This is a genomic window from Brevibacillus sp. LEMMJ03, from assembly GCF_007197875.1.
Lineage (GTDB): Bacteria > Bacillota > Bacilli > Brevibacillales > Brevibacillaceae > Brevibacillus > Brevibacillus thermoruber.
In genome coordinates this window covers 528,920-542,010 of sequence record NZ_VKJN01000001.1, presented here as the reverse complement: position 1 = coordinate 542,010, position 13,091 = coordinate 528,920, and the positions used below count along the sequence as shown (strand labels likewise).

At 60.3% G+C, this 13,091-nt stretch carries 10 protein-coding genes; 2 read left to right on the top strand and 8 right to left on the bottom strand.

The annotated features are described in order from the left end of the window. Positions 1–117 precede the first annotated feature (117 nt). Positions 118–1,101 (bottom strand): YpdA family putative bacillithiol disulfide reductase, encoded by a 984-nt coding sequence (locus tag FOI68_RS02630; RefSeq protein ID WP_143862231.1) that lies wholly within the window; start codon positions 1,099–1,101, stop codon positions 118–120. Positions 1,102–1,313: 212 nt separating this feature from the next. Here FOI68_RS02630 and FOI68_RS02625 point away from each other — a divergent pair, with 212 nt between their 5' ends. Beyond that, positions 1,314–2,915 carry an S-layer homology domain-containing protein gene (locus FOI68_RS02625; RefSeq protein WP_143862230.1) on the top strand — a complete coding sequence of 534 codons (1,602 nt, stop codon included), beginning with the start codon at positions 1,314–1,316 and terminating at the stop codon, positions 2,913–2,915. 212 nt (positions 2,916–3,127) lie between these two features. Here the strand turns inward: FOI68_RS02625 and FOI68_RS02620 are convergent, their stop codons facing one another. From FOI68_RS02620 to FOI68_RS02610, 3 genes are all read right to left on the bottom strand, one after another. Beyond that, positions 3,128–4,090, bottom strand: a complete 963-nt coding sequence (locus tag FOI68_RS02620) for an L-threonine 3-dehydrogenase (protein WP_143862229.1) — start codon at positions 4,088–4,090, stop codon at positions 3,128–3,130. Further along, the gene (locus FOI68_RS02615) at positions 4,087–5,280 is read right to left on the bottom strand and encodes a glycine C-acetyltransferase (protein WP_143862228.1); all 1,194 of its coding nucleotides are present in this window, start codon (positions 5,278–5,280) and stop codon (positions 4,087–4,089) included. The genes FOI68_RS02620 and FOI68_RS02615 overlap by 4 nt, the downstream gene beginning before the upstream one ends. 373 nt (positions 5,281–5,653) lie before the next feature. Beyond that, a complete protein-coding gene (locus FOI68_RS02610) occupies positions 5,654–7,042 on the bottom strand; it encodes a HAMP domain-containing sensor histidine kinase (protein WP_143862227.1) in 1,389 nt (462 codons plus the stop codon). Between the two features lie 172 nt (positions 7,043–7,214). Between FOI68_RS02610 and xerS the strand changes: the two genes are divergently transcribed. Then, the gene (xerS, locus tag FOI68_RS02605) at positions 7,215–8,402 is read left to right on the top strand and encodes a tyrosine recombinase XerS (protein WP_143862226.1); all 1,188 of its coding nucleotides are present in this window, start codon (positions 7,215–7,217) and stop codon (positions 8,400–8,402) included. Between the two features lie 53 nt (positions 8,403–8,455). On the opposite strand, the gene FOI68_RS02600 is transcribed toward xerS, so the two are convergent. From FOI68_RS02600 to FOI68_RS02585, 4 genes are all read right to left on the bottom strand, one after another. Continuing rightward, entirely contained in the window at positions 8,456–9,271 is an 816-nt protein-coding gene (locus FOI68_RS02600; protein WP_255433322.1) for a transglycosylase domain-containing protein, read from the bottom strand. A 232-nt stretch (positions 9,272–9,503) separates the two neighbouring features. Continuing rightward, complete coding sequence (locus tag FOI68_RS02595) at positions 9,504–11,084, bottom strand: acetate--CoA ligase (RefSeq protein ID WP_029099724.1); 1,581 nt, start codon at positions 11,082–11,084, stop codon at positions 9,504–9,506. A 157-nt stretch (positions 11,085–11,241) separates the two neighbouring features. Then, on the bottom strand, positions 11,242–12,150 hold the full coding sequence (locus FOI68_RS02590) for a C40 family peptidase (RefSeq protein ID WP_143862225.1): 909 nt from the start codon (positions 12,148–12,150) through the stop codon (positions 11,242–11,244). A gap of 273 nt (positions 12,151–12,423) precedes the next feature. Further along, positions 12,424–13,050 carry a fumarylacetoacetate hydrolase family protein gene (locus FOI68_RS02585; RefSeq protein WP_029099722.1) on the bottom strand — a complete coding sequence of 209 codons (627 nt, stop codon included), beginning with the start codon at positions 13,048–13,050 and terminating at the stop codon, positions 12,424–12,426. Between the last annotated feature and the right edge of the window lie 41 nt (positions 13,051–13,091).

Below are 13,091 nucleotides of genomic sequence, written 5' to 3'. Positions count from 1 at the left end.
GACCTCTCCCCGGTTGAATATCGAGAAGCGATCGCCGCTTAGGTGATTCCTCTTTTTTTACTGTCTACTTGACGGGGCTATGACCATCGCTGCAAGGGCGCGTTGTCTTTTTTTTGCTCACCCCTCGGATCGGAGCTGACCGGCCAGGTGGCGGGCGATCAGCTTGCCGTGAAAGCGGCCGTTCTCGATGAAGATGGCGTTGGCGTGGTGGCCGGAGGCGATCACGCCGGCGATGTAGAGACCGGGAACATTGGTCTCCATCGTCTCGGGATCGTGTACGGGCACGCCGCTTTCGGGGTCGGTCTTCCCTCCCAGGGCGTGCAGCAGCGACCGGTCGGGCCGAAACCCGATCAGCGAGAAGATGAAGTCGTTTTCCAGCGTGAGCGTGTTTTCCCCTTGCCGCACCAGCACTTCCCGCTCCGTGATGGCCTGCACGGTCGCTTCGTAGAGAATGCGAATCCGCCCTTTCTGCACCATGCTTTCAAACACGGGGCGCGTCCACGCCTTGACGTGGTCGGACAGCTGCGGCTTGCGGCAAATCACGGTCACGTCGGCTCCCGCCCGCTCCAGCTCCAGGGCGGCGTCCACCGCCGAGTTGTTGCCGCCGACGACCGCCACTTTCATCCCGCTATACGGGTGGGCTTCCTTGTAAAACGACGAGACTTTTGGCAGATCCTCGCCCGGTACGCCCAACCGGTTGGGGTTGTCAAAATAGCCGGTGGCGATGATCAAGCGGCGGCACTCATACGTCTTCACCGCCTGAAACCGGTCGACGGTCGTCAGCCGGAATCCGCCCTCCGTCCGCTCCGCCGCCGTCACGGTCTCGTAGCAGCGGACGCGCAGGTCGTTTCGGGACGCCACCAACCGGTAGTAGTTGAGCGCTTCCAGTCTGGTCGGCTTTTCATTGGCCGTGGTAAACGGAATGTCGCCGATCTCCAGCAGCTCCGGCGTGCTGTGAAAAATCATGTACGTCGGATACCGGTAGATGGAATTGACCAGCGGCCCTTTTTCGATCAGCAGCGGGTCGATCCCCGCCCGCTTGCATTCCACCGCCGCCGCCAATCCGCACGGTCCGGCTCCGATGATGATCACCTGTTCCATATCCTCGTTCCTTCCTTTTCCTTCCTCACGTTCTGGCAGGCGTATTTCCATGATACCATACCCGTTCACAGAGAAAAGACCGGAATGTGCATCGAATTTCCATGATTTCATTCCGCTTCCAGAAATTAAGCGATGAAAGTGCGAATGGTTCCCTTTACACTGGATGTGACTGGTCTCGCGCAAAAACATTGACAATTTGAGAGAGTACATCTATGCGAAAAACAAACGTACATATGACATGTCTATCTTTTCTGTGGATCGTTTCCCTCCTGTTCCTGACCGTCGCGGTACCCGCGTCGACAGCCAAAACCATGCCGCTGCGGGACATTTCCGACAGCTATGCGGAAGAGCAGATCCTGTCGCTGGTTCAGGCCGGCGTGATTGTCGGCGATCCCGACGGCTATTTCCACCCCAAACAGCCTGTCAAACGGGCGGAGTTCGTCGCCATGTTGAACCGCACGCTGGGAATCCGCCCCGTCTCCAGCCAGATTCAGGCCTACTCGGACGTGCCGAAATACGCCTGGGCCTACGGCGACGTGCAGGCTTCCGCCGCCTTGGGCATCGTCAGCGGCACCAGCGTGACAACCTTCGCGCCGAATCGGACGCTCACCCGCCAGGAAGCGGCCGTCATCATCATGCGGGCGTTGGGCACAAAGCCGAACGGGACGGCGAGCCTCCCCGTCGCCGATTCCTCCCGGATATCGGCGTGGGCCAAACCGTACGTCAGCGAAGCGCTCAAGACCGAGCTGCTGGTCGGCTACGCGGGGTACTTCCGCCCCACTGACCCGCTCAGCAGGGAAGAGACAGCCGTCATCCTGCATCGGGTGCTGACGCGTCTGGACAAACAGCCGGCCAAGCCTCCGGTCGTTCTCGGCTGGCAGTACCAGACGACCACCCAGGAGTTTCTCCAACTGGTGAACGGCTCGGAGGTCAACACGCTCTCTCCCCGCTGGTTCTTTCTGGATCCGGACGGGTCCGTATCCGATTCCGCCGATCCTGCCCTCGTCCAGTGGGCACACGAAAAAGGGAAGCGGGTGTGGGCGCTGTTCGGCAACCGCTTTGACGCGAAGGCGACACACGAGGCCCTGTCGGCCCCGGCCAAGCGGGACGCCATCGTGGACAAGCTGGCCGCGCTCGTCGAGAAGTACCAACTGGACGGGATCAACGTCGACTTTGAGAGCATGTATGCGGATGACCGGGACGTCTTCACCGCGTTTGTCCGCGAACTCTCGGCCGCCCTGCATGCAAAGGGAGCGGTCGTCTCCGTCGACGTGCCGCGCGATTTGCGCAGTGACTGGAGCGATCCCTACGACTATGCGGCATTGTCCCAACATGCCGATTACCTGGTGCTGATGGCGTACGAAGAGCATTGGAGCGGCGGTCCGAAAGCCGGTTCCGTCTCCTCCCTGCCGTGGCTGGCCGACAGCATCTCCGGACTGATTGGACGGGTCCCGGCCGGGAAGCTGATCGTGGGTCTGCCGCTCTACACGCGGGATTGGTATCAGGCGAACGGAAAATGGCTCTCCACCGACCTGACGATTCCCGAGTCCTACCGGCTGGCCAGCAGCAGCGGAGCGAGCGTCCGCTGGGACCCATCGCTCGGTCAGTACCGGGCCAGCTATCGAAAAAACGGCGTTTCACACTCCATCTGGATGGAAGAGAGCCGTTCCATCGGACGAAAACTGGAGACCAGTCTGAACTGGCCGGTGGCCGGGTTCGCGTTTTGGTACGTAGGGGCGCCGGTGCCGGATATCTGGACAGCGGTGTCCAACGCGTTTACCCTGCAGCAGGTCAGAGAAAAGGTCCGCTTGTAACGGCAAAGGGTACTGTACGGTAGAAAGATATTGGTGAACGAAAAGCAAGCAGCAGGAAAAGCGGCTGTCCGTGAATCGGACAGCCGCTGTTTTTTATCGGAAAGATTGTCCTTTTTTCTTTCTCCGTCAGGCAATGAGGCAGATGGCCGTATCCCACTGCAAACATCCACTCGTCATGCAGCTCGTCGCGACCACACGCCCACGCCGCTCGCTCAGCCGATTTCCTGAAGCAGCTTGCCGCGCAGCTTGGCCAGCATGTCTTCGGTCATCTTCTCCAGATCGTACTCCGTCTTGAAGCCCCACTCTTCCCGGGCAGCGGACGCGTCGATGGAGTTGGGCCAACTTTCCGCGATCGCCTGGCGCACCGGGTCTACCTGATAGTCCAGCGTAAATTCGGGCATGTGCTTGCGGATCGCGGCGGCGATCTGTTCCGGCTCCACGCTCATCGCCGTGACGTTAAACGCGTTGCGGTGCTTCAATTTGGCCGGATCGGCCTCCATCAGCGCAATGATCGCGTTCAACGCGTCCGGCATGTACATCATGTCCATGTACGTCCCCTTGGCGATGTAGGAGGTATAGGAGCCGCGTCGGATCGCTTCGTAGTAAATCTCCACCGCGTAGTCGGTCGTGCCCCCGCCCGGCGGCGTGACGTACGAGATCAGTCCGGGAAAACGGACGCCGCGGGTGTCGACGCCAAACTTGTGGAAGTAGTAGTCGCACAGCAGCTCGCCGGACACCTTGTTCACGCCGTACATGGTCGTCGGCCGTTGAATGGTGTCCTGCGGCGTGTTGTCTTTCGGCGTGGTCGGGCCGAACGCGCCGATGGAGCTGGGCGTAAAGAACTGGCAGTTCAGCTCGCGGGCCACCTCCAGCGCGTTGACCAGCCCGCCCATGTTGAGGTTCCAGGCCAGGAGCGGCTTGGCCTCCGCCGTGGCGGAGAGCAGCGCGGCCAGGTGGATGATCGTATCCACCTTGTGCGTGCGGGCCAGCTCAAACATGGCCTTGGCATCCATCACGTCCAGGATGGCGAACGGGCCGGACTGCACCACCGGGTTGTCTTCCGGCTGTCGGATGTCGGTGGCGATGACGTTGTCTGCTCCGTAGACGTCGCGCAGTTTCATGGTGAGTTCGGAGCCGATTTGTCCCAGGGCCCCGGTAATCAGTATCCTCTTCATTGCAAAATCCCCATTTCCTTGCCCACTTTTTCGTAGATGTCCAACGCGCGGTCAAGCATTTCTTTCGTGTGGGCGGCCGTCGGCATGTTGCGCACCCGCCCCGTTCCTCTCGGCACCGTCGGGAAGACGATCGCTTTCGCGTAGACGCCCGCTTCATACAGCCGTCTGCTGAATTCCTGGGTCTGCTGTTCGTCGCCGATGATGCAGGGGGTGATCGGCGTCTCGCTGTGCCCGATGTCGAAGCCCAGCGCTTTCAGGCCGTTCTTCAGGTAGTTGCCGTTTTCCCACAGGCGCTCCTGCAGTTCCGTGCTGTTTTGCAGGATGTCGATGGCAGCGATGCAGGCCGCCACGTCTGCCGGCGTCAGCGCCGTGGAGAACAGGAACGGTCGAGAGCGCACCTTCAGCCAGTCGATCAGTTCCTTGCGGCCCGCCACGTATCCGCCGACCACGCCGATCGCCTTGGAGAGCGTCCCGATCTGGAAGTCGATCTTATCCGACAGGCCGAAATGCTTGACCGTGCCCGCGCCGTTGCCGAGAACCCCGGATCCGTGCGCGTCGTCGACGTAGGTGATCAGGTCGAACTCTTCCGCCACCTCGACGATTTCCGGCAGCTTGGCAATATCGCCGTCCATGGAGAAGACACCGTCGGTGATCACCATGATCTTTTTGTATTTGCCCGATTCTTTCGCTTCCTTGGCCTTGGCCCGCAGGTCGTCGATGTCGGAGTGGTTGAACCGGATGATCTGCGCCTTGGACAGCCGGCAGCCGTCAATAATGGACGCGTGGTTCAGTTCGTCGGACAGGATCGCGTCGTCCTTGTCCATGACGGCGGAGATTGCGGCCATGTTGCAGTTAAAACCGGATTGATAGGCGATGGCGGCTTCCGTGTGCTTGAAAGCGGCCAGCTTTTCTTCCAGCCGGACGTGCAGTTCCAGCGTGCCGTTGATCGTCCGCACCGCACCTGCGCCGACGCCGTACGTTTGGGCCGCCTTGACCGCGGCGTCGATCAAGCGCTGGTCCGTGGCCAACCCCAGATAGTTGTTGGACGACAGGTTGATCAGTTCTTTTCCGGCGATGGTAATGACGGGGCCGTTTGCGCTTTGCAGGGGGTCGATCACGTTGTACAACCCTTTGCTTTTCAAGTCGGCCAAATTCTCGTGAAGAAACTGTTCCAACACTTTGCTTGCCAAGATAGATCCCTCCCGACCAAATCACCTTTCCGCGACGGACCATCCGATTTCTCCAGAAAAGTCGCAATCCGATGTACAAATGTCCTCGTGGAAAAGACGTATCATCCGTTTGAAAAAAGCAATAAATCAATACTCTTTCCTACAAACATATCATCGTTTTCACAAAATGTCCATATGGCAAAGACAACAAAGAAAGCGGTATCATGTCGGTGCAGTATGCTTACCATTCCCTGCCCGCGGCACATTTAGTCTTTTCGGGCAAGCAAAAAACCGCTGCCCCGACCGGCTGCTGCCGAATCGGGCTGCGGTTTCCGCTGCGACCTGGCGCACTACGATTGGCAAACACACTTCAGCGCCCAGGCGGCCATCCCCTTCACGCTCTTCCGTTCCCGTTTGATTCGCTGTCCTGCCCGTCACCCCCGCGATCCGCATGGGGCAAGGCCGGAAAGCGAATCGTCACCGTCGTCCCCGCCCCCGGTTCGCTGTCGATGCGGATCTCGCCCCGATGGGCTTCGACGATGCCTTTCACGATCGTCAGCCCCAGACCCGCGCCGCCCCGTTCGCGGTTGCGGGAGCGGTCTCCCCGGTAAAAGCGTTCGAACACATGCGGCAGGTCCTCAGCCGAAATCCCGCTGCCGCTGTCCTTCACGACGGCATGGACGTCATCTCCGGTCTTGTGTACCTCGATGCTCACCCGTCCCCCCGGCGGCGTATGCTTCAGGGCATTAGACAGCAGGTTGGCAAACACCTGGCCCAGCCGCTGCCGGTCGCCTGCGATCATCGCCCGAGTCCTCAGGCGCTTCTCCAGCGCCACCCCTTTTTTCGCAAACGCAGCGCTCATCGAATCGGCGGTCGTTTCCGCCACGTCGCTCAGGTCCAGCGGTCTGCTCTCCATCTCCAAAACGCCCGACTCCGCCCGGATCGCCTGATCCAGATCGCTGACCAGCCGGATGAGCCGCAGCACTTCGGCCCGCGTCGCTTCCAGGTGCTCCGGCGACGCTTCCCAAACGCCGTCGATCATGCCTTCCGTCTGCGCCAGCAGGGTATTGAGCGGCGTCCGCAGCTCGTGGGCGATGTCGGACGTGAGCCGTTTGCGCAGTTCTTCCTGCCGCTCCAGACTGGCGATCAGGTGGTTAAACGAGTCGACCAGGTCGGCCAGTTCGTCGTTTCCCCGCAACGGCGGCACGCGCACGGACAGCTTCCCTCTCGCCGCATCCAGCGCCGCCCGGCTGATGCGCACGAGCGGTCTGGTCATCGTCCGGGCCACGCTGACGCTGACCAGCACGACCAGGCCCAGCAGGACCAGCATCGTCCACAACATGGCGCTTGCGTGCGCCTGACGGAAATGGGCCTCCACGCCGCGCATCGGAGACTCCTCATAGCGGCGGACGCCGAGATAGCCGACGACGTGTCCGTCCAACGTCACGGGCAGTTTTTCCACCGCGTCGGCCTGCCGAAACGACGGATGGTTGCCGTAGCGTTTGATCAGGCGCTGTTCACGGTCGTACAGCAGCACCTCCACGCCCAGGACGCGGGAGACGGCGTCCAACTGAACATCCGCGCTCTTTCCCCATCCGTTGTCCATGCTGTAGGCTTCCCTGGCGGCGGCGACGAGGTCGCGGTGCTGCTGTTCCCGCACTTCGTCCACGTACATGGAAAAATGAATCTCCATTTCTTTTATGGAAAACAGGGCGGACATCAGTATGCCGCTCGCCCCGACCGCCATGAACGCCAGCGCCAGTTTCATCCAGATCCGCTTCATGTCCATCTCCCCGTTCCTTGCTGTGTCCGCCCGCGCGTACCAGGCGACCCCTCTTCCTGTTCGGTTACAGTCTAGCAAAAAGGCGGATTCTCAACCATTCGCCTTTTTGCTAGAATATATGTTCGGTATCATTGGTCTTGGCAACATTGAAGTAGAGAATGGTGGTGTGAACATGTCCGTGACCAAACAGCGTGACGCTCTGCAGCTCCTGCAGACCATCCCTTCGTTTCCCTGGTACGTGGAAAAGTTTGTGGAGCACAAGAAAGCGAAAAAACACTCCCCTTCCACGCTGTTGGGGTATTTGCGCGACTTCGCCTTCTTTTTTCGCTGGATGATGGCCGAGGGCTTGACCGACGCGGCGGAGATGAAGGAGATTCCGCTGCAAGCGCTGAACGACTTGAAAAAGGAGACCGTGGAGAGCTACATCCTCTACCTGCAGGAATCCCACCTCTACGAGCGGGCCGCCCTGCTGGACAAGCCCACGCGCAGCTCCCGCCGGGAGTACAGCGACCAGACGATCAAGCGAAAGATCTCCAGCCTGAAGTCGCTGTTCCACTATTTGGCATCGTTGGCGGAAGACGAAAACGGCGAATCCTACCTCACCCGCAACGTCATGGCCAAAATCGAGGTGGAGGCGGATGAACTCACGCCGCTCGCCCGCGCTCACGCCATGCGCGCCAAGATTTTGATCGACGGGGAGATTCACCAGTTCGTCGACTTTGTCTACAACGGGTATCTGGCCCACTGCACGACCACCAAAAAACAACAGTACCATTACCAGAACCGCGATCGGGACGCGGCGATCATCGCCCTGATTCTGTCCGGCGGGTTTCGCGTTTCGGAAATCGTCAACCTCAACCTGTCGGACGTGGTGCTGGAAAAAAACCAGCTCAAAATGGTGCGCAAAGGGAAAAAGGAAGACGCGCCGTTTTTCAGCGACTGGGGAAAGGAGCACCTGCAGCGCTACCTGCAGGTGAGGAGCAAGTATCGCCCGGCCGAGGGGGAACAGGCGGTGTTTCTCGCCGTCTCTCCCACCAAACCGCACGGCCACCGGATCGAGGTGCGCTCCGTGCAGAAGCTGGTGAAGAAATACGCCCAGGCGTTCGGCATACCCGACCTGTCCGTTCACAAGCTGCGGCACAGTTTTGCCACTCAGTTCCTCCGGCTTAACCCCGATCCGCACCAGCTTCAGGCGCAGTTGGGCCACTCCAAGCTGGAAACGACGATGCAGTACGCCCATGTGCTGGAGGATGCCTTGAGCGAAGCCGTCAACCGGACGACCCGCACGGTGGGCGCCGTCTCCCCCGAACCGAAAGAGGCGCACGATCCGATGGACGAACCCCCCGGGGCTCCTACATAAAAAAAGCCGGGAAACGTCCCCGGTCTACGGCGTTATGCAGATGGCCCCCATTCTCAGTAAGCGGCAGACTGCGCCCGCCTGTTCAGCGAGATGGGTTCGGAAACGGCCTTGTTCTTCTCCGTTTCGCTGATCATGTGCAGGGCGGCCATCCGCTCCAGCACAACCTGCTGACGCTGCCTGGCCTTCTCCCAATGCTTGAGCGGGGAGTACGCTTCCGGCGCCTTGGGCAGCGACGCCAAGAGGGCGGCCTCTCCCACGGTGAGCGTTCGGATTCCCTTTTCGCCGCCTTTGCCAAAGTACAGGTCGGCCGCACTGCCGATCCCGTAACGGCCCTGGCCGAAGTAGATCACGTTGAGGTACATCTCCAGCAGGTCCCGCTTGCTGTAGCGCCGCTCCAACTCGGCGGCGACGGCGATCTCCTTCAGCTTGCGCAGGAGCGTCTTATCGTGGGACAAAAACAGATTGCGGGCGAGCTGCATCGTGATCGTGCTGCCCCCCTGCACATAGGCACCTGCCTGCAGGTCAACCCAGAGCGCCCGCGCCAGGGCCACCGGATCGACGCCGTCGTGCTGCATGAAGCGGTGGTCCTCGATGGCGACAAACGCCTTCCAGACGTAGTCCGGCATCTCGTCGATGCGGACGTAGCCGGCGGCGGTGCCGGCGTGCAGTTGATTCAACCGGTCGTCGTCGATCCAGACCCTCCCCACAAACGACAGCAGGAGCGGCCCCAGGTACGTCGCGCAGATGACGACCAGGGCCAGCGCGGCCACCCATTTTTTCCAAGCGGCCAGGAAACGGACGCGATCGCTTCGTTGTCGGCAGGAAAACGGTGGGGTGTCCGCAGTCGACAGGGAAAGCCGATTCATCATGGTCGCCCCCTTCTGCTTGCTTCCCCTTCATTCTACGGGGGGCGGTCCCTGCTTCCCATCGATTCCGCTTACAGAAACCTTACAATTTCGTAATCTGCCGTTTGCCGGTTTGGCGCCCATTCCGGCATGGGCGTCGGAAATCGCCGATCCATGAACAAACGCAACAACGCAAAACAGGTCCGGCCATGCTGGCTTTCGGACCTGCTGCGGGTGGATGGATGTGCGGCCGCTGTCACGTGCGCATCTGGTTGCTTTCCCTCTGCCGAAGCTCGACGCGGCGGATTTTGCCGGACGTGGTCTTGGGCAGGTCCGCGACGAATTCGATCTTGCGTGGGTATTTATAGGGGGCGGTCAGTTTCTTGACATGTTCCTGCAGCTCGCTGACCAGCGCATCGGACGGCGCGGCTCCCTGTTTCAGCACGACGAACGCCTTGACGACGTGGCCCCGTTCGGGGTCCGGACTGGCGACAGCGGCGCATTCCGCCACCGCCGGATGTTTGACCAGGGCGTCCTCCACTTCAAACGGACCGATCGTGTATCCGCCGGAGATGATGATGTCGTCGGAGCGGCCTTCGAACCAGATGTAGCCGTCCTCGTCCATGCGTCCCTGGTCGCCGGTGACGTACCAATTGCCGCGAAACGCCCGGGCCGTGCGCTCCGGATCGTTCAGATAGCCCTTGAACAGGGCGATCATCCCGCGGTCGATGGCGATGTCCCCCACTTCGCCCTGGGGCAGCTCGTTCCCCTCTTCGTCGACGATGGCCACGCGGACGACGGGAGAGGGGCGGCCCATCGAGCCGGGCTTGGGATCCATGCCGGCAAACGTCCCGATCAGGAGCGTGTTTTCCGTCTGGCCGTATCCGTCGCGCACGGTGATGGAAAAGACACGGCGGAAGGTGTCGATCACTTCCCGGTTGAGCGGTTCGCCGGCGGAGCATGCCGTGCGCAGCGCCTGCAGCTTGTATTGTTCCAGACCGGAGACTTTGGCCATCAGCCGATACTCGGTCGGCGTGGCACAGAGGACGGTAATGGGGTACTGCTGCATCAGCGCGAGATACGCGAGCGGGTCGAAGCGTCCCTTGTACACGAATGCGGTCGCGCCCATGCCCAGCGTGGAGACGAACGGGCTCCACACCCATTTGGCCCAGCCGGGTCCGGCGGTCGCCCATACGAGGTCCTCTTCACGCACATCCAGCCACAGCTTGCCGGCGACTTCCAGGTGGGCATACGGCCAGCCGTGCACGTGCATCACGCCCTTGGGACCGCCGGTGGTGCCCGACGTGTACGACAAAAAGGCCAGCTCGTCCGAACGCGTATCGGCGCAGACGAATTCATCGGATTGCTCGCCCAAAAGTTCAGTCAGGGCAATCCAGCCTTCGCGCGCCCCGCCGATGGTGAGAAAGGCTTGCAGCGACGGACATTGGCCGCGAATCCCGTCCACTTCCTCCACGATGCCGTCAAAGCCGATCACGGCCTTGGCCGGCGCGTGATTGACGCGGTATTCGATATCTCTGCCGCGCAGCATCTCGGAACCGGGGATGATCACCGCCCCCAGCTTGAGCAGCCCCAGGTACAGCCCGTACGCTTCCTTGCCTCGCGGGACGAGCACCAGGACCTTGTCCCCCCGGGAAATCCCGAGCGACTGCAATCCGTTGGCGATCCGGTTGGAAAAACGGCGCAGTTCGCCGTACGAGACGACGCTTTCCTGACCGTCACCGGTAACTTCCCACACGGCCGGCTTGTCCGGGTGGCGGTTGGCCCACTCGTCCACCTGAGCGGCAAAATTGTAACGCTCCGGCATTTGAAGCTGCATGAACATTCCCCCATTCCATCAGGTATATAGGGTATGTTCTCCGTTTTTTCAATTTTCCCTCTTTGGTAAATCATTCGACTTTTTTGTGGCCAACGATCTCCCTGGAAAGAGAAAAAAGCTCCCGCGCCGCCGCGCGAGAGCCAAGCCTGTCCACTCGTTATTCCGGAATGACGCGTTTGATCGTGACGACGCGTTTTTCCCAATTGGTGCCAAAGAACGTGGAGTACGTGACACCCGGCTTGCCGTAGGTGTGCAGGATTTTTCCGTCCCCCGCGTAAATTGCCACGTGCGTGATCCGGTTCGAACTGCTGCCGGAGCTGCGCATGAAGATGAGATCTCCTTTTTTCAGTTGGCTCTTGGACACGGTTTTGCCGACGGTCGACTGCTGGCGGGAATCGCGGGGCAGGGTAATGCCCGCTTCCTTGAACACGCGCTGGGTAAACGACGAACAGTCAAACGTCTGGGTCGTGTTTTTGCTGGAACCGAACTTGTACGGCGTCCCCAGGTACTTTTCGCCGATGCGGATGATCTGGTCCGCGATGCTGCTCACACTCTCGTTACTGCCCGACGCTGTCGGTGCGGCCGACGCCGTCTCGACATAGCGGCGGGCCCCCAGAAACTTGCCGTCGTAATCGGAGAGAGGTTTGAGAACGACCTGATCCTCGCGTTGGGACGAATAGACGAACTGGCCGTCTCCGACGTAAATGCCCATGAACGTCGGCTGTCCGCTGCCGCTGGACGAGAAGAAGAGCAGGTCGCCCGCCTGCAGTTCATCCCTGCCCACTGCGGTTCCGCCGCGATACAGGTCCGCCATCGTATTGGCGATGCGCATACCCGCCTGTCCGTACACATAGGTCGCCAACTGCGCGGAACCAAACGAATCCGGTCCTTCCGCTCTGTATTGGTAATCTTTTCCGATCAGTGATTTGGCAGTCTGCGCAATCGTTTCGGACGTGGCGGAATCTTGCGAATACGCTGCCGCTTGTCCGACCTGACCACCCAGCAACAGGGACGTACTCAGCAAGACGCCGATCGTCGATTTCATCATCCAATCTCGTTTCGCCATCCTCTTTTCCTCCTTGTCATGATGTGATCCCGGTCAAGGGGTACATGGACAGGGTAACGCAGGAGGAAACAGGCAGATAAGCCCTTAAAATTTTCCAATGCGGAATTCGGGACCATGGAACCGGCTGCACATCGCTTGAAATGACAGCGCCGCACACCGCTTTTCATGTTGGACAACCAAATTTGGGCAGGGCCCTTTCGCACCAGCAAAACAGCCATCTTTTGCCACAGACAGGCAGAAAGATGGCTGCATGGTTGTCACAATGTCACAATATTACACCAGCTTGGCCGTAAAGCTCCCCCATGTTTCGCCGCCCCACAGCAGCGCGAAGCGGTCGCCGTCCGCCACCGGACCGACACCGGCCGGCGTCCCCGTGTAAATCACGTCTCCTTCGCCCACGCCAAAATGCTCGTGCGTGTAGCGAATGATTGTCATCAGGTCAAAGATGACGTCGCGGATGTTTCCCCGCTGGACTTCTTCCCCGTTTTTTTGCAGCGAAAAATCGGTGGCGTGACAAGCCGCCAGCCCCGGAAACGGCCGAAACGCCGTCAAGACGGCGGAATTGCGGAATCCTTTGGCCAACAGCCAGGGATGTCCCTTCTTTTTCAGTTCGCTCTGCACATCCCGCAGTGTGAAGTCAATCCCCAGGGCAATCCGATCCACCATCTCCTCCAGCGTCAGGCCCGGTTCGTACGGACGGGCGATGCGGATCACCAGTTCGGCCTCGTAGTGCAGCTCTCCGCGGCTGCCCGGAAGCTCCAGCTCCTGCCCGTTTGCGGCAGCGAGCGCATGCGTCGGCTTGCCGAACAGCATCGGAAACTCCGGCACGTCATTGCCCAGTTCGGCAGCATGCAGACGGTAGTTGCGCCCTACGCAATAAATGTTGCGGATCTGTTCCATGTCCTCTTCGCTCCTTTTTGTCTTTTGGTGCTGGCTTCTCC